This is a genomic window from Serratia sp. A07 (assembly GCF_058725505.1).
The window spans coordinates 54,720-74,842 of sequence record NZ_JBZXDO010000010.1; the positions used below are offsets into that span (position 1 = coordinate 54,720).

Below are 20,123 nucleotides of genomic sequence, written 5' to 3' on the forward strand. Positions count from 1 at the left end.
TTTGCCCCGCGTTCACGATTTGATGCGTGCCTTGCGATCCAGCAGGCAATCGCTGCGCGGATCGTAATAGCGGCTTGGCCAGATCTCCGAAGGGTGGATGCCTATCGCTTCGGCGATCAGCCACTCCCCCTTTGGCCACGGTCGCGACAGCGCGTTGGCCAGCGTTGATGAGCTTAATCCGGCCTTGCGCGACACTGCCGCCAGCGTGGTGCCCTGCTTGCGGAGCGCCGCGATGATATCTGCCGGATGCCAATCTGGGTTCCTTGAATTCATGTTTACATTCCTTTTCTGATTAGCCAAAGTTGCGTTAGTGGTATAACTAACGGGTCAAGGTTAGGCGTTTGCACAACGTGAATCGCTTATTCAGAAACCAGAATACCATTAAATTTCCAAAAAAATACCCAAGTAATTTCCAAAAATGACGTTGCCCACTATTGCCCAGAGATGATGGCCATGAAAAACGAGTGGTTTGCCGCCAAGGAACTGACAGGCATCGCAGGATTACCTTCCTCACCACAGGGAATTAATCTGATGGCCCGGCGCGAAGGCTGGATCAGCCGCAGGCGTAAAGGCGTGCAGGGAAAAGCGTTGGAGTACCATATCGACAGCCTGCCTTCAAACGTGCGTAACCTGCTGGTGCTGAAGGAGGACGGGGCGGTATATGACGTAGAGCGTCAGGATCCGTTGGCGGTCTGGATCGAGTATTACTACCATTTGACGGAGAGCGAGCGCGAGAAAATGGTGGCTTTCCTGATGCGGGAAGGGATCGGCGGCCTGTTGGCGCGCATCGACGAAGAGAGCAATAGCTAGGCAGGCCCGCGTACGCGGGCCTGATGGTTTTTAAGAAATATTAATTTCTTAAAAGTCGCGTTGCACCGCCAGATGGGCCAGGCCCTCCAGCGCCGTACGGTGCTCCGATGCCGGCAAGACCTGCAGCGCGGCGATCGCCTTGTCGGCTTCTTCTTCGGCGCGTTTGCGGGTGTACTCCAGCGAACCGCATTGTTGCATCGCCTGCAGTACCGGCTCCAACAGATGACGACCGTTACCTTGCTCAATCGCACCGCGGATCATGTCACGCTGCGCGTCGTCGCCGTTGTGCATCGCGTGCAGCAGCGGCAGGGTCGGTTTCCCTTCGTTCAGATCGTCGCCGGTGTTTTTGCCCAGGGTGCTGCCGTCGGCGCTGTAGTCGAGCAGATCGTCGATCAGCTGGAAAGCGGTGCCGAGGTAGCGGCCATAGTCTTGCAGCGCCTGCTCTTGTTCGGCGCTGGCACCGGACAGGATCGCCGATGATTGCGCCGCTGCCTCGAACAGGCGGGCGGTTTTGCTGTAGATCACCCGCATATAGCTTTCTTCGCTGATGTCGGGATCGTGCACGTTCATCAACTGCAGCACTTCGCCTTCGGCGATGACGTTGACCGCCTCCGACATCAGCGCCAGCACGCGCAGGGATTCCAGGCTGGTCATCATCTGGAAGGCGCGGGTATAGATAAAGTCGCCGACCAGCACGCTGGCGGCGTTGCCGAACGCCGCGTTGGCGGTGGCTTTGCCGCGGCGCATGTCCGATTCGTCGACGACGTCGTCATGCAGCAGCGTGGCGGTATGAATGAATTCGATCAGGGCGGCAACGGTGACGTGCTTGTTGCCTTCATAGCCCAACGCCCGCGCCGCCAGGACGGCGATCATCGGCCGGATGCGCTTACCGCCACCGCTGATAATGTAATAGCCAAGCTGATTGATGAGCGTGACATCGGAATTCAGCTGTTCGAGAATTGTTGCGTTCACGGCCGCCATATCTTGCGCGGTTAACTCGGTAATTTGATCTAGGTTCATTGTGTTTTTTTCAGCTGTGTTTCTCTTCACCGCGTTGAGATCGCTGCTCACATCGGTACATGGCGGTAACTGTCCCTATGATTGTACTTGAAAAACGGTTCAGATAAACGCCACGAAAGAAACTGCGCTTTTTTTCTTCTTTTTTCTCCTTCTGGTCTTATTCTGCTCTTGTCATGCGCTGCTTTTTTGCGTAGAATTCGCGCCCTATTGTGAATATTTATAGCGCGCTCTGAACTAACACAGTCGGGCACGCGGAAAGCGGAGTTTTATATGTACGCGGTTTTCCAAAGTGGTGGTAAACAACACCGAGTAAGCGAAGGTCAGACCGTTCGCTTGGAAAAGCTGGACATCGCAACTGGTGAAGCGGTTGAGTTTGACCAGATTCTGATGATCGCTAATGGCGAAGATATCAAAATCGGCGTTCCTTTCGTCGATGGCGGCAAGATCAAAGCTGAAGTCGTTGCTCACGGTCGTGGCGAGAAAATTAAGATTGTTAAGTTTCGTCGTCGTAAGCACCACCGTAAGCAGCAGGGCCACCGTCAGTGGTTCACTGACGTTAAAATCACCGGCATCAGCGCTTAAGTTAGGAGAGCGGATTAATGGCACACAAAAAGGCTGGCGGCTCGACTCGTAACGGTCGCGATTCAGAAGCTAAACGTCTGGGCGTAAAACGCTTTGGCGGCGAAGCAGTACTGGCAGGCAGCATCATCGTTCGTCAGCGCGGCACCAAATTCCACGCTGGTACCAACGTGGGTTGCGGCAAAGACCACACTCTGTTTGCTTTGAAAGACGGTAAAGTCAAATTCGAAGTTAAAGGCCCGAGCAATCGTAAATTCATCAGCATCGAAGCTGAATAATTTTTCGAGCCTTACGAAATAGATGTAAGCCCCGCAATTCGTTGCGGGGCTTTTTACATTTATGGGCTGCCTGGGGGTTGGCCTGTCAGCGTTGGCGAAGGTGATATGGATACGAAGCAGCAGGTCGGCGTTGGTATTTCCCTGGCGTTAACCACGGCGGTTTGCTGGGGTGCGTTGCCGATCGCGATGAAAGAAGTGTTGACGGTGATGGAGCCGTTTACCGTCGTTTGGTATCGCTTTACCATGGCCGCCATCGGTTTGGGCGCGATCCTCGCGGTGCGCGGCAAGCTGCCGCCGCTGACGATGTTCCGCCAGCCGCGCTGGCTGCTGCTGTTGGCGATCGCGACGGCGGGGCTGCTGGGCAACTTTGTGTTCTTCAGCTCCTCGCTGCAATACCTGAGCCCGACGGCGTCGCAGGTGATTGGCCAGCTGTCGCCGGTGGGCATGATGTTCGCCAGCGTGCTGATTTTAAAAGAACGCATGCGTATCACCCAGGTCATTGGCGCCCTGATGCTGATCGGCGGGCTGATGCTGTTTTTCAACGTCAGTCTGATAGAGATCTTCACCCGGCTGACGGACTACACGCTGGGCGTTATGCTGGGCGTGTGTGCGGCGATGGTTTGGGTGAGCTACGGCGTGGCGCAGAAGGTATTGCTGCGCCGGCTGGCTTCGCCGCAGATCCTGGTTATGTTGTACACTTTATGTGCGATAGCGTTGTTCCCTCTGGCCAAACCCGAGGTGATTTTCCAGCTTAGCGGCTGGCAATTGGCGTGCCTGCTGTTTTGCGGCGCCAACACGCTGATCGGCTATGGTGCGTTGGCAGAGGCGATGGCGCGCTGGCAGGCGGCGCAGGTGAGCGCGTTGGTGACGCTGACCCCGCTGTTTACCCTGCTGTTTTCAGATTTATTGGCGTTGGCCTGGCCCCAGGCATTCGCCGCGCCGACGTTGAATGTCGTCGGCTATGTTGGCGCGTTTGTGGTCGTGGCGGGCGCCATGTTTTCCGCAATTGGTCACCGGTGGTGGCCGCGACGGGCAGAACCCCCCCTGGTTGCTCCTTTGAAGCAGCCCGGTGAATGATTTACGGAGACGGTAAATGAAGTTTGTAGATGAAGCAGCGATTCTGGTCGTTGCAGGCGACGGCGGCAACGGATGCGTCAGCTTCCGCCGCGAAAAATATATCCCGAACGGTGGGCCTGACGGCGGTGACGGCGGCGACGGCGGCGACGTCTACCTGCTGGCGGACGAGAACCTCAACACCCTGATCGACTACCGTTTTGAGAAGTCTTTCCGCGCCGAGCGCGGCCAGAATGGCCAGAGCCGCGACTGTACCGGTAAACGCGGGAAAGACGTCATCATCAAGGTGCCGGTCGGCACGCGCGTGAAGGATCAGGGCACCGGCGAGATCCTCGGCGACATGACCCGCCACGAGCAAAAGCTGATGGTCGCCAAGGGCGGCTGGCATGGCTTGGGCAACACCCGTTTCAAATCTTCGGTCAACCGTGCGCCGCGTCAGAAGACGCTGGGTACCGCCGGTGAAGCGCGCGACCTGTTGCTGGAACTGTTGCTGCTGGCCGATGTAGGCATGCTGGGCCTGCCGAACGCCGGCAAATCGACCTTCATCCGCGCGGTGTCCGCCGCCAAGCCGAAGGTGGCCGACTATCCGTTTACCACGCTGGTGCCGAGCCTGGGCGTGGTGCGTATGGACCACGAGCAGAGCTTTGTGGTCGCCGACATTCCGGGGCTGATCGAGGGCGCATCCGAAGGCGCGGGCCTGGGCATTCGCTTCCTGAAACACCTGGAGCGTTGCCGCGTGCTGCTGCACCTGGTGGACATCGCGCCGATCGACGAATCCGATCCGGTGGAAAACGCCAAAGTCATCATCAACGAGTTGAACCAATACAGCGAAAATCTGGCGCAGAAGCCACGCTGGCTGGTGTTCAACAAAATTGATGTGATTGGTGAGGAAGAAGCCGCCGAACGCGCCAAGGCGATTGTGGAAGGCATGGGCTGGGAAGGGAAGTACTACATGATCTCCGCCGCCAACCGCGAAGGCGTCAACGCGCTGTGCTGGGACGTGATGAACTTCATCAACACCCAGCCGAAAGCGATGGCGATCGAAGAAAGCGCGCCGGAAAAAGTCGAATTCATGTGGGATGACTACCACCGCGAGCAAATCGCGGAAGTGGAAGCCGAAGCAGAAGATGACTGGGATGACGACTGGGACGAAGACGACGACGAAGGCGTCGAAATCATTTACCAGAAGTAATTCGGTGATAAAGGGCTCAGCAACGCTGGGCCCTTGTTATTTGAGCGCCTTTTCCGGCAGCCAGCATTGGGCGTTCAGGCCGCGGGCATCGCGGCGGTTTTCCAGCGTCAAACGCCCCTGGTGCAACTGCACGATGCGGATCACGATATTCAAGCCCAGCCCGCTGCCGCCGTAGCGTTGATCCATGCGACGAAACGCCTGCGTCAGCTCCCCGACCATCTCTTCCTTGATCCCCGGGCCATCGTCGATGACCTGCAGCAGATAGCCGCTGTCCTGCGGCGTTAACCGCACCTGTATTGCACCGCCTTCCGGGCCGTAACGGTGGGCGTTTTCGACCAGGTTGCGCAGCAGCAGCCGCAGCAGCACCGGATCGCCGTTCACCGCGGCGGTGGCCGGCAATTGCCAGTCCAGCGTCTGCGCGCGTTGGGCGGTCATTTCGCCGAGTTCTTCCTGCAGCGGCTGAACCACATCGGCCACCCAATCGAAATGCTGGTAATGACCGCTGGCGAAGTCTTGCCCGGCGCGCGACAGCATCAGCAGTTGCTCAACGGTGTGCATCAGCTGATCGATGCGGGCGATCAGTACCTGGCTGCCTTTGACGCCCTGTTTCTCCATCAGTTCCAGATGCAGGCGAATGCCGGCCAACGGCGTGCGCAGCTCGTGGGCAGCGTCGGCGGTGAACAGGCGTTCCTGCTGGATAGTGTTGTCCAGCCGCGAGAACAGCTGATTGAGCGCATTGGTGACCGCCACCATCTCCAGGCTGTCGCTGTTGATTGGCAGCGGCGTCAGGTTATCGGCAGAGCGCTTTTCCAGCCGCTGCTGCAATTGGTTGAGCGGGCGGGTGATCCAGCTGATGGCCCAGAACGACGCCAGCAGCGTGACGATCATCATGATCAGCGAAGGCGCCAGCAGCGACGCGATGGCCTCGGCTATCTCGGTATCGACGCGCTCGCTGCGCACTTTGGCGGACAAGGTTTCGTCCACCAGGAAGCTGATCTGTTCCTGGCTTTCGTGCCACAGCCAGAAGGCGCTGATGAGCTGTGTGACCAGCAGGATCAGCGCCAGCATCAGCAGCAGGCGGCGGCGCATGCTGATCATGAAGAAGGTTCCAGACGGTAGCCGATGCCGCGCACGGTGCGGATGCGATCCTTGCCCAGCTTGCGGCGCAGGTTGTGGATATGCACTTCCAGCGTGTTGGAGCCCAAATCGTCTTGCCAGGTGTAGAGATCCTGCTGCAGGAGTTCACGGTTGACCGTTTGGCCGGCGCGCATGATAAGACGCGCCAGAATGGCGAACTCTTTCGGCGTAACCTCCACCGGCTGCTGCTGCAGGTAGACCTGCTGGCTGGAGAGGTTCAGCTGCAGGTCATCCACCTGCATCAGATTGTCGCTGTGGCCCTGGTAGCGCCGCAGGAGGGCGCGCACGCGTGCCTGCAGTTCAACCAGCGCGAAGGGTTTGACCAGGTAGTCGTCGGCGCCGGCGTCCAGCCCGTCGACGCGATCTTCCAGGGCGTCGCGGGCGGTCAGGATCAGCACCGGCAGATCGATCTGCTGGCGGCGCCACTGCCGCAGCAGCGCGGCGCCGTCCATGTCCGGCAGGCCGAGATCCAGGATCACCATGCTGTATTGGCTGGTGATGAGCAAGCTGTTGGCCTCCGCCGCCGTGGCGGCGCAGTCGCAGACGTAGCCTTCGCCGGTCAGCGCCAGCGCCAGCCCCTGTTGCAGCAGTTCATCATCCTCAACGACCAACAGCTTCATGACGATCCTCAGTTGTTTTGGTAAATATCTCGATACAGGCGGCTTTCGAAGCGTACCAGCGGTGCGCGGCGCTGTTTCTGATCTTCCGGCGGTACGGCGTAGCCGGAAAGATACTGCACGAAGGTCATGCGCTGGCCGCTGGCGGTGGTGATGAAGCCCGCCAGGTTGTACACGCCCTGCAGCGCGCCGGTCTTGGCCGACACTTTGCCGTCGACGCCGGCTTCGTGCAGGCCGCCGCGGTAGCGCAAGGTGCCGTCATAACCGGACAGCGGCAGCATCGAGATGAAGTTCAGCTCGTTGTCGTGCTGCGCGATGTACTGCAGCGCCTGCATCATGGTCGCCGGCGCCAGCAGGTTGTGGCGCGACAGGCCGGAACCGTCGGCGATGATGGTATTGCCCAGATCGATGCCGGCCTTCTGGCGCAGCACCTGCCGTACCGCATCGGAACCGGCTCGCCAGGTGCCCGGCACGCCGAAGCGTTCGTGGCCGATGGTGCGGAAGACGGTATCGGCGATCATATTGTCCGATTTCTTCAGCATGATCTTCAACAGATCGTGCAGCGGCGCTGACTGGGTTTGCGCGATCACCGTGCCGGTGATGCCAGGGCGCGTCTGGCGTTTCAAATGTCCGTCGATCTGGATGCCGGCCTGCGTCAGCTCGTCTTTCAGGATGGCGCCCGCGTAGCTGGCACCGTCCTGGATGGCGAAGGCCAACGGCAGCGGTTCGCTGCGCTGCGTCAGGCAGCCGGTCAGGGTAAAGCGGTTCAGCTCGCCCGGCACCACGTCCAGTTCGCAGTACTGCGCGTCAGCGGAGCCGCGTGCCAGGGTGCGCACCTGGCTAAACATATTGACCGGATAATAGGAGGCGACGCGGATAAACGCCATGTCGCCCGGGTTCGGCGCGCTGTAGAGCGAGACCGAGAAACAGTTGCGATCGACGATGGCGGCGGCCGGCGGCGCGCTGAAGCACTGCGTCAGATCGTTCCACGGCCAGCCGGGCGCCTTGTCATGGCTGGCGAAGACCGAGGTGTCGACCAGCACGTCGCCGCTGATTTGGCGCACGCCCTGTTTCTTCAGGACGGCCACCATATTGCGCAGGCTCTGGCGTTTGAAGGTCGGATCGCCGCTGAAGCGGGCAATCAGGTTGCCGCGCAGCACGCCGTCGCGAATATCGCCCTGGCTCTCCAGCGTGGTGGTGAAACGGTAATCGGGCCCTAGTTGCAATAGCGCAGCCAGCGCCGTCAGCACTTTTTGGGTACTGGCCGGCAGCGCCATCTGCTGAGAGTGGTAATCGATCGTCGGCGCGCCGGCGCCGATCTTCTGAACGACCAGGGCAAGGTTGGCCCCATCAGGCAGATATTGTGTGTACTCTTCAACCGGGGCCGCATTCGCATTCAGAACAAATGCGCAAGCCAATGCACTGACAATTCGTGAAAAACGCATAATCTCGGGATAACAGCTGGATAACGTGCCGTCATACTACGGTGCAATCAGGGAAAAAGTAAACGATGACCCTCAAGGAACTCTAGGCTAAAATGCGTATCAAAATGCAAAACCGATCTTGGCTTGGGCCCCGTTCCGAGTCAGGTTTCTTTTGTTTGTCGCCTGGAGGCGGGTGGCGGTATGCCAACCGTGTTTTCATACGAATACGTCAGGATGACGGTTATTTGAACAGGAAAGATTTAGAGGTATTTATACGATGAACCAAATTCCGATGACCTTGTTTGGCGCTGAAAAACTGCGCGAAGAGCTCGAATATCTGAAAAGCGTGCGCCGTCCGAAAATCATTGCGGACATCGCGGAAGCGCGCGAGCACGGCGATTTGAAAGAGAATGCCGAGTACCACGCCGCCCGCGAACAGCAGGGTTTCTGCGAAGGCCGCATTCAGGAAATCGAAGCCAAGCTGTCCAATGCTCAGGTGATCGATATCACCAAGATGCCGAACACCGGCCGGGTGATCTTCGGCGCCACCGTATCGGTGATGAATCTGGACAGTGAAGAAGAAGTGACTTACCGCATCGTTGGCGACGATGAGGCCGATTTCAAGAAAAATCTGATTTCGGTAAACTCGCCGATGGCGCGCGGCCTGATCGGCAAAGAGCAAGACGATGTGGTGGTGATCAAAACCCCTGGCGGCGACGTCGAGTATGAGATCCTGAAGGTTGAGTATCTCTGATCGAGGCCGTTGGTCATTAATGCGCCAACGTTTTGTAAAGATAGGAAAAAGGCCGCAAGCGGCCTTTTATCTTGGTCAGGCGCATGGCACCTTTTCGTTAACCTGATGGTTATTAACGCGGTAGACTGATCTTGCGCTCTTTCGACGGGCGGTAAAGAATAAGCGTGCTGCCAATAACTTGCACATTGCAGGCGCCCGTTTCACGCACGATAGCGTCGGCGATCAGGGTTTTGGTTTCGCGATCTTCAGCGGCGATTTTCACCTTGATCAGCTCATGATGCTCCAGAGCCTGTTCAATTTCAGCCAGCACCCCTTCGGTAAGACCGTTATTGCCCAGCATCACCACCGGTTTTAACGGATGCGCCAGGCCTTTCAGGTGCTGTTTTTGTTTATTATTCAGATTCATTGTCTTTTTTGCTTAAGTTGGGATTGAAAACGGTACATTCTACCGCCATCTCATGTATATCACCAAATCGGTCTTCACCGGTGTGAGTCTACGTGAGCAGCGACCCTGACATAAGACTCTTTTTATGATAGTTGGAAAACGAGATGGCTAATAAAAAGCGTTCGGCTAGCTCCAGTCGCTGGTTACAAGAACACTTTAGCGATAAATATGTACAGCAGGCACAGAAAAAGGGACTGCGTTCCCGTGCCTGGTTTAAACTTGATGAAATACAGCAGAGCGACAAACTGTTCAAACCGGGCATGACCGTGGTTGACCTGGGTGCCGCACCGGGCGGCTGGTCGCAGTATGTGGTCACCCAAATCGGCGGTACCGGGCGCATCATCGCCTGTGATATTTTGCCAATGGATCCTATCGTTGGCGTCGATTTCCTTCAGGGCGATTTTCGTGATGAACTGGTGCTGAAGGCGCTGTTGGAACGAGTAGGCGAGAGTAAGGTTCAGGTGGTCATGTCCGATATGGCCCCGAATATGAGTGGCACCCCGGCGGTCGATATTCCAAGGTCGATGTATCTGGTGGAGTTGGCGCTGGATATGTGTCGTGATGTCCTCGCACCAGGCGGAAGTTTCCTGGTGAAGGTGTTCCAGGGAGATGGCTTTGACGAGTACCTACGGGAAATTCGCTCCCTGTTTACGAAGGTTAAGATTCGTAAGCCAGACGCTTCCCGCGCCCGTTCGCGCGAAGTGTACATTGTAGCGACAGGGCGCAAACTGTAGTACCCTAACGCTGTTTGTTAACACAGTTGTAAGATGAGGTTAATCCCTTGAGTGACATGGCGAAAAACCTAATTCTCTGGTTAGTCATCGCGGTAGTGTTGATGTCTGTATTCCAGAGCTTTGGGCCCAGCGAGTCGAATGGCCGTAGGGTGGATTACTCTACCTTCATGTCCGAACTGACCCAGGACCAGGTTCGCGAAGCGCGAATCAACGGACGTGAAATTAACGTTACCAAGAAAGACAGTAACAAATACACGACCTACATCCCTGTCAACGATCCTAAGTTGCTGGATACGTTGTTAACGAAGAATGTGAAAGTGGTCGGCGAGCCGCCTGAAGAGCCGAGCCTGCTGGCTTCTATCTTTATCTCCTGGTTCCCGATGCTGTTGCTGATCGGGGTCTGGATCTTCTTTATGCGGCAAATGCAGGGCGGCGGCGGCAAGGGCGCGATGTCCTTCGGCAAGAGCAAGGCCCGCATGCTGACGGAAGACCAGATCAAGACCACTTTCGCCGATGTCGCCGGTTGTGACGAAGCGAAAGAAGAGGTGAGCGAACTGGTGGAATACCTGCGCGAGCCGAGCCGTTTCCAGAAATTGGGCGGCAAGATCCCGAAAGGCGTGCTGATGGTTGGCCCGCCGGGGACCGGTAAAACGCTGCTGGCGAAAGCGATCGCCGGCGAAGCGAAGGTGCCGTTCTTCACCATTTCCGGTTCTGACTTCGTCGAAATGTTCGTCGGTGTGGGTGCATCCCGCGTGCGCGACATGTTCGAACAAGCGAAGAAAGCCGCGCCGTGCATCATCTTCATCGATGAAATCGACGCCGTCGGCCGCCAGCGTGGCGCCGGCCTGGGTGGCGGTCACGATGAGCGCGAGCAGACTCTGAACCAGATGCTGGTTGAGATGGACGGTTTCGAAGGCAACGAAGGCATCATCGTCATCGCGGCCACCAACCGTCCTGACGTGCTTGACCCTGCGCTGCTGCGTCCGGGCCGCTTCGACCGTCAGGTCGTGGTCGGGCTGCCGGATGTGCGTGGCCGTGAGCAGATCCTGAAGGTGCACATGCGCCGCGTGCCGTTGGCTGCCGACATCGACGCCTCCGTCATTGCGCGCGGAACGCCGGGCTTCTCCGGTGCCGACCTGGCTAACCTGGTCAACGAAGCGGCGCTGTTCGCTGCCCGCGGCAACAAGCGCGTGGTGTCGATGGTGGAGTTCGAGAAAGCCAAAGATAAGATCATGATGGGGGCGGAACGTCGCTCCATGGTGATGACCGAAGCGCAGAAAGAGTCGACCGCGTATCACGAAGCGGGCCACGCCATCATTGGCCGCCTGGTTCCTGAACACGATCCGGTACACAAGGTGACGATCATTCCTCGTGGCCGTGCGCTCGGCGTGACCTTCTTCCTGCCGGAAGGGGATGCGATCAGCGCCAGCCGTCAGAAGCTGGAGAGCCAAATCTCCACTCTGTATGGCGGCCGTCTGGCGGAAGAGATCATCTACGGGCCGGAAAAAGTCTCTACCGGTGCGTCGAACGACATCAAAGTGGCGACCTCCATCGCCCGCAACATGGTGACCCAGTGGGGCTTCTCCGAGAAGCTGGGGCCGCTGCTGTATGCGGAAGAAGAGGGTGAAGTGTTCCTGGGCCGTTCCGTGGCCAAGGCGAAGCACATGTCGGATGAAACCGCGCGCATCATCGACCAGGAAGTGAAGTCGCTGATCGAGCGTAACTACACGCGTGCTCGCTCGCTGTTGATGGAAAACATGGACATCCTGCACTCGATGAAGGATGCGCTGATGAAGTACGAAACCATCGATGCGCCGCAGATCGACGATCTGATGAACCGCAAAGACGTGCGTCCGCCGGCGGGTTGGGACGATGCGAACAAAGGCAACAGCTCCGACAACGGCGGCACCCCGAAAGCCCCGACGCCGGTAGATGAGCCGCGCACCCCAACGCCGGGCAACACCATGTCCGAACAGCTCGACAAGTAACAGCGGCTGTGTAATAACATCAAACCCCGGTACGCCGGGGTTTTTTTTTGCCCGGCGGGCAGTGAACCAGGCAACAGTAAGGTGGACCAACCATGCAGTTAACCGTGCGCGACATGACGCTCAACCTCTCCTATCCGCAGGTGATGGGTATCCTCAACGTGACGCCGGATTCGTTTTCCGACGGCGGCCGCCACAACACCCTGAACCAGGCGCTACTGCACGCGCATGCGCTGATTTCGGCCGGTGCCACGATGATCGACATCGGCGGTGAATCGACCCGGCCGGGGGCGGCGGAGGTGAGTGAAGAGGAAGAATTGGAACGGGTCGTGCCGGTGGTGGAAGCGCTGGCGCAACGCTTCGAAGTCTTCATCTCGGTCGATACCTCGAAAGCGGGCGTGATCCGCGAATCGGCGCACGCCGGCGCACACCTGATCAACGATATTCGCTCACTGCAGGAGCCAGGTGCTCTCGCGGCGGCGGCGGAAAGCGGCCTGCCGGTTTGTCTGATGCACATGCAAGGACAGCCGCGCACCATGCAGCAGGCGCCGCATTACGACGATCTGATCGCTGACGTTCAGGCGTTTTTCGAGCACCATATTCGGCGCTGCAACGAGGCGGGGATAACAAATCAGAAATTGCTGCTCGACCCAGGCTTCGGTTTCGGTAAAAATTTGGCGCACAACTATCAGCTTCTGGCACGGTTGTCGGAGTTTCATCGTTTCGGTTTGCCGCTGTTAGTCGGCATGTCGCGCAAATCGATGATAGGACAACTGCTGAACGTACCGCCGGATCAACGGGTTATCGGCAGCGTGGCCTGCGCGGTAATTGCGGCGATGCAGGGCGCGCAGATTGTCAGAGTGCATGACGTTAAAGAAACCGTCGAGGCGATGCGTGTCGTCGAGGCAACACTTTCAGCTAAGGGACAGTAGAGACATGAGCGAGCGCAAATATTTTGGCACCGACGGCATCCGTGGCAAGGTCGGGGACAGCCCCATCACGCCGGACTTCGTGCTGAAGCTGGGCTGGGCGGCGGGTAAAGTGCTGGCGCGTCACGGTTCGCGCAAAATCATCATCGGTAAGGACACGCGCATCTCCGGTTATATGCTGGAGTCCGCGCTGGAGGCCGGCCTGGCGGCCGCAGGATTGTCCGCCTCCTTCACCGGGCCGATGCCCACCCCGGCGGTGGCTTATCTGACGCGCACCTTCCGCGCCGAAGCCGGCATCGTCATCTCCGCGTCGCATAACCCGTTTTATGACAACGGCATCAAGTTCTTCTCGATCGACGGCGCCAAGCTGCCGGACAACGTCGAAGAAGCGATCGAAGCCGAGATGGAAAAGCCGCTGACCTGCGTGGAGTCCGCCGAGCTGGGTAAAGCCAGCCGCATCATCGACGCCGCCGGCCGCTACATCGAATTTTGCAAAGGCACCTTCCCGAGCGAGCTGAGCCTGAAGGGGCTGAAAATCGTGGTTGACTGCGCCAACGGGGCGACTTACCACATCGCGCCGAGCGTGCTGCGCGAGCTGGGCGCCACGGTGATCGCCATCGGCGTTGAGCCGGACGGCATGAACATCAACGAAAAATGCGGCGCTACCGACGTGCGTCAGCTGCAGGAGCGCGTACTCAAGGAAAAAGCGCACGTGGGCCTGGCGTTCGACGGCGACGGCGATCGCGTGATGATGGTGGACCATCTGGGCAACAAGGTGGACGGCGATCAGATCCTGTACATCATCGCCCGTGAAGGCCTGCGTCAGGGCCAGCTGCGCGGCGGCGCAGTCGGCACCCTGATGAGCAATATGGGACTGGAGCTGGCGCTGAAACAGCTGGGCATTCCGTTCGCTCGCGCCAAAGTGGGCGACCGTTACGTGCTGGAGAAGCTGCAGGAGCTGGGCTGGCGCATCGGTGCGGAAAACTCCGGCCATGTGATCCTGCTGGACAAAACCACCACCGGCGACGGTATCGTGGCCGGGCTGCAGGTGCTGACCGCCATGGTGCGCAACCACATGAGCCTGCATGACCTGTGCAGCGGCATGAAGCTGCTGCCGCAGATCCTGGTCAACGTGCGCTTCGCCGGCGATCACAACCCGCTGGAGTCCGACGCGGTGCGTAAAGTCACCGAGCAGGTGGAAGCCGAACTGGCCGGCCGCGGCCGGGTGCTGCTGCGCAAATCGGGCACCGAACCGCTGATCCGCGTGATGGTGGAAGGCGAGGACGAACAGCAGGTGACCGCGCTGGCGCATCGCATCGCCGACGCGGTGAAATCCGCTGGTTAAAACAGACAGTTAGCCGCCGGGCTCGGCAAAGCTGAGCCCGGAGAGGCGATTGTTGGCGTTTTTTTCCGCAAACGCGCCGGCGGCTGCAAATTGCCCTTGCGCGGGTTGGCGGCTTTGGTTAGTATTCACACCCGCTTCAGTAGGCAGTTTATAAAAACGCCTGCTTGATGAGTGTGAAGCATTTGGCATGCGGTGAGGCCGCAAGGATACGGGTACTACTATGTACGAAGCTCTTCTGGTAATTTTCCTGCTGATCTCAATCGGGCTGGTCGCTCTGATTGTGCTGCAGCAAGGTAAAGGCGCTGATATGGGAGCCTCTTTCGGAGCAGGTGCATCAGGCACGTTGTTCGGTTCGAGTGGTTCCGGTAACTTTATGACCCGCATGACTGCTGTGCTGGCGACGCTGTTCTTCGTCATCAGCCTGATTCTGGGCAACCTCAGCAGCAACCAAAGCAAGAAAGGCAGCGAGTGGGAAAACCTGGGTCAGCCAGTGAAAACTGAGCAGACAACCGCGCCGGCAGCACCTGCCAAGCCGAGCAGCGATATCCCGCAGTAAGCCGCAACAAAGTTTGAAAACGGTGGTTGTGAACTCGAAAGAACAACGGCCGTTAGCAGTAAGAATCAGTACCGAGGTGGTGGAATTGGTAGACACGCTACCTTGAGGTGGTAGTGCCCTAACGGGCTTGTGGGTTCGAGTCCCATCCTCGGTACCAAATCCCAGAGATAACTTGCAATTTTGCGATTATCGGCGTAGTATTTGCCACGTTTTCGGACGCGGGGTGGAGCAGCCTGGTAGCTCGTCGGGCTCATAACCCGAAGGTCGTCGGTTCAAATCCGGCCCCCGCAACCACTTTCCTTTAAGTGTTTATTTTCAAATACACTTTTCGATTGAAACCCGCTTTTCTCGATCAACATTTGAAAATGACACTTGCTCGAAAGTTGTACCGAGGCCGCCTAGCGGCAAACAGGGTCCAGTTGCATAAAGCCCCGATTTTTCGGGGTTTTTTGTTATTTGGCAACAGAATCACTGGGCTATTTAGCCCTTTTTTTATGTCTTGGGGGTGGGCTTGTCCACATTAGAGCAACAGTTAACAGAGATGCTTTCGGCACCGGTAGAAGCGTTGGGCTTTGAGCTTGTAGGCATCGAATTCATTCGTGCGCGCCAATCGACGCTCCGCATCTATATTGATAGTGATAACGGCATCAATGTTGATGATTGCGCTGATGTCAGCCACCAGGTCAGCGCTGTATTGGACGTCGAAGATCCAATCACGGTCGCTTACAACTTGGAAGTCTCCTCTCCTGGCCTTGATCGCCCGATGTTCACCGCTGAGCACTATACGCGTTTCCTCGGTGAAGAAGTCAGCCTGGTCCTGCGCATGGCGGTACAAAACCGTCGCAAGTGGCAGGGTATTATCAAGTCTGTCGAAGGCGAGATGATCACGGTTACTGTGGAAGGGAAAGATGAAGTGTTCGCGCTGAGCAACATCCAGAAAGCGAACCTGGTACCCCACTTTTAAAGTTTGGAAGAGGCAACTAGGATGAACAAAGAGATTCTGGCTGTTGTTGAAGCAGTTTCCAATGAAAAATCCCTTCCGCGCGAGAAGATTTTCGAAGCGCTGGAAACTGCATTAGCCACCGCAACCAAGAAAAAATACGAGCAGGAAATCGACGTGCGCGTCAGCATTGACCGCAGAACCGGCGATTTCGATACCTTCCGCCGTTGGGTCGCCGTAGATGAAGTGACTCAGCCAACGCGTGAAATCACGCTGGAAGCCGCTCAGTTTGAAGACCCGAGCATCGAGCTCGGCGGCTACGTCGAAGATCAGATCGAGTCCGTGACCTTCGACCGTATCACCACCCAAACCGCCAAGCAGGTTATCGTGCAGAAAGTGCGCGAAGCCGAGCGTGCGATGGTGGTCGACGCTTTCCGTGAACACGAAGGTGAGATCGTCACCGGCGTGGTGAAGAAAGTGAACCGTGACAGCATCGCGCTGGATCTGGGCAACAACGCCGAAGCGGTGATTGGCCGTGAAGACATGCTGCCGCGCGAAAACTTCCGTCCGGGCGACCGCATTCGCGGCGTACTGTACGCCGTGCGTCCTGAAGCTCGCGGCGCGCAGCTGTTCGTCAGCCGTTCCAGCTCGGAAATGCTGAAAGAACTGTTCCGCATCGAAGTGCCGGAAATCGGCGAAGAAGTGATTGAAATTAAAGCGGCAGCCCGCGATCCTGGCTCCCGCGCGAAAATTGCAGTGAAAACCAACGACAAGCGCATCGACCCGGTCGGCGCCTGCGTAGGTATGCGCGGTGCGCGCGTTCAGGCCGTGTCGAGCGAGCTCGGCGGCGAACGCATCGACATCATCCTGTGGGATGATAACCCAGCGCAATTCGTCATCAACGCCATGGCGCCGGCCGACGTCGCGTCGATCGTGGTAGACGAAGATAACTGCACCATGGATATCGCCGTTGAAGCCAGCAACCTGGCGCAGGCGATCGGCCGTAACGGCCAAAACGTGCGTTTGGCTTCCCAGCTGCTGAAACAACACCGCGGCGACGATCGTTGGGAACTGAACGTGATGACGGCGGACGACCTGCAGGCCAAGCACCAGGCCGAGGCTCATGCCGCTATTGATACCTTCACCAAGTATCTTGATATCGACGAAGATTTCGCCACCGTACTGGTTGAAGAAGGCTTCTCCACGCTGGAAGAGCTGGCCTACGTGCCGATCAAAGAGCTGTTGGAAATCGACGGTCTGGATGAAGATACGGTTGAAGCATTGCGCGAACGCGCCAAAGCTGCATTGACCACGCTGGCCCTGGCACAAGAAGAAAGCCTGGGCGACAACAAACCGGCCGACGATTTGCTCAACCTGCCGGGTCTTGAGCGCAGCATGGCCTTTAAACTGGCCGCGCGTGGGGTTTGTACGCTGGAAGATCTTGCCGAGCAGGGTGTTGACGATCTGGCTGATATTGAAGGGCTTAGCGACGAGCAAGCCGGTGAGCTGATCATGGCTGCACGCAATATCTGTTGGTTTGGCGACAACGCGTAATAACTGTAGCAGGAAGGAACAGCATGACGACAGATGTAACCGTAAAATCGCTGGCAGCAGAGATTCAGACTCCGGTTGATCGCCTGGTACAGCAGTTTGCTGATGCAGGGATCAACAAGTCCGAGTCGGACTCTGTTACCCAGCAAGAAAAAGAAACATTGCTGGCGCACCTGAACCGTGAACACGGCAGCGCGCCGGGTAAACTCACTTTGCAGCGCAAAACGCGCAGCACCTTGAATATCCCGAGCACCGGCGGTAAAAGTAAATCGGTGCAAATTGAGGTCCGCAAGAAACGCACTTATGTAAATCGCGATACGCAGGAAGCCCAGTTGGCTGAAGCGGCAGAGCAGGCACAGCGTGAAGCGGAAGAGCAGGCACGGCGCGAAGCGGAAGAGCTCGCAAAAAGCGAAGCGGAAGCGAAGCGCGCTGCCGAAGAGCAAGCCAAACGTGAGGCCGCGGAGATTGCTAAGCGTAATTCAGCGGAAAAAGAAAAAGTGACCAATCAACATACCGACGAAATGACCAAGCCAGCTCAGGCGGAAAAAGCACGCCGTGAAGCCGAAGCCGCTGAACTGAAACGCAAAGCGGAAGAGGAAGTGCGCCGCAAGGTTGAAGAGGAAGCCAAGCGCGTGGCGGAAGAAGCCCGTCGCATGGCCGAAGAGAACGGCGAGAAGTGGGCCCAGGCAGACGCGGCAAGCGCCGCGGTTGAAAGCGCCGACTATCACGTGACCACCTCTCAGCACGCCCGTGCCGCAGAAGACGAGAACGACGCCAAAGTTGAAGGCGATCGTCGCAGCCGCACCCGCGGCGGCAAAGCCACCAAGCAGAAGAAAGGCAACAAGCTGTCCGAGTCCAAAGCGGACCGCGAAGAAGCGCGTGCCGTTACCCGTGGCGGTAAAGGCAAACGCAAGCCTAGCGCTCTGCAGCAGGGCTTCAACAAGCCGGCGCAGGTGGTTAACCGTGACGTGGTGATCGGCGAAACCATCACCGTGGCCGAGCTGGCCAACAAGATGGCGGTAAAAGGTTCTCAGGTCATCAAAGTGATGATGAAGCTGGGCGCCATGGCCACCATCAACCAGGTTATCGACCAAGAAACCGCACAGCTGGTTGCCGAAGAGATGGGCCACAAAGTTATCCTGCGTCGTGAAAACGAGCTGGAAGAAGCGCTGATGAGCGACCGTGATACGGGCGCTGCGGCCGAGCCGCGCGCGCCGGTCGTGACCATCATGGGCCACGTTGACCACGGTAAAACCTCTCTGCTGGACTACATCCGCTCCACCAAAGTGGCGGCGGGCGAAGCCGGCGGCATCACCCAGCACATCGGTGCCTACCACGTAGAAACCGAGAACGGCATGATCACCTTCCTGGATACCCCGGGCCACGCCGCGTTTACCTCGATGCGTGCTCGCGGTGCTCAGGCGACTGACATCGTGGTTCTGGTAGTGGCGGCCGACGACGGCGTGATGCCACAGACCATCGAAGCTATCCAGCACGCGAAAGCGGCGCAGGTGCCGTTGGTGGTTGCGGTGAACAAAATCGACAAGCCGGAAGCCGATCCGGACCGCGTTAAGCAGGAACTGTCTCAGTACGGCGTTATGCCGGAAGAGTGGGGCGGCGAAGCGCAGTTCGTCCACGTGTCCGCGAAAGCCGGTACCGGTATCGACGAGTTGCTGCAGGCTATCCTGCTGCAGGCCGAAGTACTGGAGCTGAAAGCGGTTCGCAGCGGCATGGCGAGCGGCGTGGTGATCGAGTCCTTCCTGGATAAAGGCCGTGGCCCTGTGGCTACCGTGCTGGTTCAGGAAGGTACGCTGAACAAGGGCGACATCGTCCTGTGCGGCTTCGAATACGGCCGTGTGCGTGCGATGCGTGACGAGCTGGGCCGTGAAGTGACCTCTGCCGGTCCGTCTATCCCTGTGGAAATCCTGGGTCTGTCCAGCGTGCCAGCAGCGGGTGACGAAGCGACCGTGGTGCGTGACGAGAAGAAAGCGCGTGAAGTGGCGCTGTACCGCCAGGGCAAGTTCCGCGAAGTCAAACTGGCGCGTCAGCAGAAGTCCAAGCTGGAAAACATGTTCGCCAACATGACCGACGGCGAAGTGTCCGAGCTGAACATCGTACTGAAGTCCGACGTACAGGGTTCTTGCGAAGCGATCAGCGACTCGCTGCTGAAACTCTCCACCGACGAAGTGAAGGTGAAGATTGTCGGCTCCGGCGTAGGTGGTATCACCGAAACCGACGCGACGCTGGCTGCGGCTTCCAACGCCATCATCCTGGGCTTCAACGTGCGTGCCGACGCTTCTGCGCGCCGCGTAATCGAAGCGGAAAGCCTGGATCTGCGTTACTACTCCGTGATCTATAACCTGATCGACGAAGTGAAGCAGGCGATGAGCGGTATGCTGGCGCCGGAATACAAGCAGCAGATCATCGGCCTGGCCGAAGTGCGCGACGTGTTCAAATCGCCTAAGTTCGGCGCTATCGCCGGCTGTATGGTTACCGAAGGGACCATCAAGCGTCACAACCCAATCCGCGTACTGCGCGACAACGTGGTTATCTATGAAGGCGAGCTGGAATCCCTGCGCCGCTTCAAAGATGACGTTAACGAAGTCCGTAACGGCATGGAATGTGGTATCGGCGTTAAGAACTATAACGACGTGCGCGTCGGCGACATGATCGAAGTGTTCGAAATCATTGAGATCCAACGCACCATCGCTTAACGATTGCACATCTGCTTATATCTGTTTACGGGGGGCCTT

General features: G+C 58.0%; 20 protein-coding genes and 2 tRNA genes. 16 read left to right on the top strand and 6 right to left on the bottom strand.

Going from position 1 to position 20,123, the window contains the following annotated elements; all coding sequences use genetic code 11:
* Positions 1-12: 12 nt before the first annotated feature.
* Entirely contained in the window at positions 13-273 is a 261-nt protein-coding gene (locus AC4PR2_RS12790) for a helix-turn-helix domain-containing protein (protein ID WP_038879152.1), read from the bottom strand.
* Between the two features lie 180 nt (positions 274-453).
* On the opposite strand from AC4PR2_RS12790, the gene AC4PR2_RS12795 reads away from it, so the two are divergent.
* Positions 454-810: a DNA-binding protein gene (locus AC4PR2_RS12795; protein ID WP_038879765.1), complete on the top strand. Its 357-nt coding sequence runs from the start codon at positions 454-456 to the stop codon at positions 808-810.
* 48 nt (positions 811-858) lie between these two features.
* Here AC4PR2_RS12795 and ispB read toward each other — a convergent pair whose 3' ends face one another.
* Entirely contained in the window at positions 859-1,830 is a 972-nt protein-coding gene (ispB, locus tag AC4PR2_RS12800; RefSeq protein ID WP_047729263.1) for an octaprenyl diphosphate synthase, read from the bottom strand.
* 270 nt (positions 1,831-2,100) lie between these two features.
* Here ispB and rplU point away from each other — a divergent pair, with 270 nt between their 5' ends.
* From rplU to cgtA, 4 genes are all read left to right on the top strand, one after another.
* Positions 2,101-2,412: a 50S ribosomal protein L21 gene (rplU, locus tag AC4PR2_RS12805; RefSeq protein WP_004933561.1), complete on the top strand. Its 312-nt coding sequence runs from the start codon at positions 2,101-2,103 to the stop codon at positions 2,410-2,412.
* Positions 2,413-2,429: 17 nt separating this feature from the next.
* Positions 2,430-2,687, top strand: a complete 258-nt coding sequence (gene rpmA, locus AC4PR2_RS12810) for a 50S ribosomal protein L27 (protein ID WP_004933559.1) — start codon at positions 2,430-2,432, stop codon at positions 2,685-2,687.
* Positions 2,688-2,792: 105 nt separating this feature from the next.
* Complete coding sequence (locus AC4PR2_RS12815; protein ID WP_055311901.1) at positions 2,793-3,764, top strand: DMT family transporter; 972 nt, start codon at positions 2,793-2,795, stop codon at positions 3,762-3,764.
* A gap of 16 nt (positions 3,765-3,780) precedes the next feature.
* The gene (gene cgtA / locus AC4PR2_RS12820; RefSeq protein ID WP_004933553.1) at positions 3,781-4,953 is read left to right on the top strand and encodes an Obg family GTPase CgtA; all 1,173 of its coding nucleotides are present in this window, start codon (positions 3,781-3,783) and stop codon (positions 4,951-4,953) included.
* A 36-nt stretch (positions 4,954-4,989) separates the two neighbouring features.
* Here cgtA and pmrB read toward each other — a convergent pair whose 3' ends face one another.
* From pmrB to dacB, 3 genes are read right to left on the bottom strand one after another with little or no spacing between them, the layout of a single operon-like run.
* Positions 4,990-6,051, bottom strand: coding sequence for a two-component system sensor histidine kinase PmrB (gene pmrB / locus AC4PR2_RS12825; RefSeq protein ID WP_492175182.1), 1,062 nt, complete (start codon positions 6,049-6,051; stop codon positions 4,990-4,992).
* The gene (pmrA, locus tag AC4PR2_RS12830; protein WP_019453348.1) at positions 6,048-6,710 is read right to left on the bottom strand and encodes a two-component system response regulator PmrA; all 663 of its coding nucleotides are present in this window, start codon (positions 6,708-6,710) and stop codon (positions 6,048-6,050) included. The genes pmrB and pmrA overlap by 4 nt, the downstream gene beginning before the upstream one ends.
* An 8-nt stretch (positions 6,711-6,718) precedes the next feature.
* Positions 6,719-8,152, bottom strand: a complete 1,434-nt coding sequence (dacB, locus tag AC4PR2_RS12835; RefSeq protein WP_492175183.1) for a serine-type D-Ala-D-Ala carboxypeptidase — start codon at positions 8,150-8,152, stop codon at positions 6,719-6,721.
* 256 nt (positions 8,153-8,408) lie between these two features.
* On the opposite strand from dacB, the gene greA reads away from it, so the two are divergent.
* Entirely contained in the window at positions 8,409-8,885 is a 477-nt protein-coding gene (gene greA, locus AC4PR2_RS12840; RefSeq protein WP_004933539.1) for a transcription elongation factor GreA, read from the top strand.
* A gap of 112 nt (positions 8,886-8,997) precedes the next feature.
* On the opposite strand, the gene yhbY is transcribed toward greA, so the two are convergent.
* Complete coding sequence (gene yhbY, locus AC4PR2_RS12845; RefSeq protein ID WP_004933536.1) at positions 8,998-9,291, bottom strand: ribosome assembly RNA-binding protein YhbY; 294 nt, start codon at positions 9,289-9,291, stop codon at positions 8,998-9,000.
* Positions 9,292-9,434: 143 nt separating this feature from the next.
* Here yhbY and rlmE point away from each other — a divergent pair, with 143 nt between their 5' ends.
* From rlmE to infB, 10 genes are all read left to right on the top strand, one after another.
* On the top strand, positions 9,435-10,064 hold the full coding sequence (gene rlmE / locus AC4PR2_RS12850; protein WP_004933533.1) for a 23S rRNA (uridine(2552)-2'-O)-methyltransferase RlmE: 630 nt from the start codon (positions 9,435-9,437) through the stop codon (positions 10,062-10,064).
* Between the two features lie 56 nt (positions 10,065-10,120).
* Positions 10,121-12,052, top strand: coding sequence for an ATP-dependent zinc metalloprotease FtsH (ftsH, locus tag AC4PR2_RS12855; RefSeq protein ID WP_004933529.1), 1,932 nt, complete (start codon positions 10,121-10,123; stop codon positions 12,050-12,052).
* A gap of 92 nt (positions 12,053-12,144) precedes the next feature.
* A complete protein-coding gene (gene folP / locus AC4PR2_RS12860) occupies positions 12,145-12,981 on the top strand; it encodes a dihydropteroate synthase (RefSeq protein ID WP_060421940.1) in 837 nt (278 codons plus the stop codon).
* 4 nt (positions 12,982-12,985) lie between these two features.
* The gene (glmM, locus tag AC4PR2_RS12865) at positions 12,986-14,323 is read left to right on the top strand and encodes a phosphoglucosamine mutase (RefSeq protein ID WP_038879137.1); all 1,338 of its coding nucleotides are present in this window, start codon (positions 12,986-12,988) and stop codon (positions 14,321-14,323) included.
* Positions 14,324-14,543: 220 nt separating this feature from the next.
* Positions 14,544-14,879, top strand: a complete 336-nt coding sequence (secG, locus tag AC4PR2_RS12870; protein WP_492175185.1) for a preprotein translocase subunit SecG — start codon at positions 14,544-14,546, stop codon at positions 14,877-14,879.
* A gap of 70 nt (positions 14,880-14,949) precedes the next feature.
* Positions 14,950-15,036: transfer RNA gene (locus AC4PR2_RS12875), tRNA-Leu, on the top strand.
* Positions 15,037-15,096: 60 nt separating this feature from the next.
* Positions 15,097-15,173 (top strand) — tRNA-Met (locus tag AC4PR2_RS12880).
* Between the two features lie 217 nt (positions 15,174-15,390).
* Positions 15,391-15,843 (top strand): ribosome maturation factor RimP, encoded by a 453-nt coding sequence (gene rimP, locus AC4PR2_RS12885; RefSeq protein WP_028127574.1) that lies wholly within the window; start codon positions 15,391-15,393, stop codon positions 15,841-15,843.
* Between the two features lie 21 nt (positions 15,844-15,864).
* Positions 15,865-17,373, top strand: coding sequence for a transcription termination factor NusA (gene nusA, locus AC4PR2_RS12890; RefSeq protein WP_019453340.1), 1,509 nt, complete (start codon positions 15,865-15,867; stop codon positions 17,371-17,373).
* A gap of 23 nt (positions 17,374-17,396) precedes the next feature.
* Positions 17,397-20,084: a translation initiation factor IF-2 gene (gene infB / locus AC4PR2_RS12895; RefSeq protein ID WP_197784299.1), complete on the top strand. Its 2,688-nt coding sequence runs from the start codon at positions 17,397-17,399 to the stop codon at positions 20,082-20,084.
* Positions 20,085-20,123: the final 39 nt, after the last annotated feature.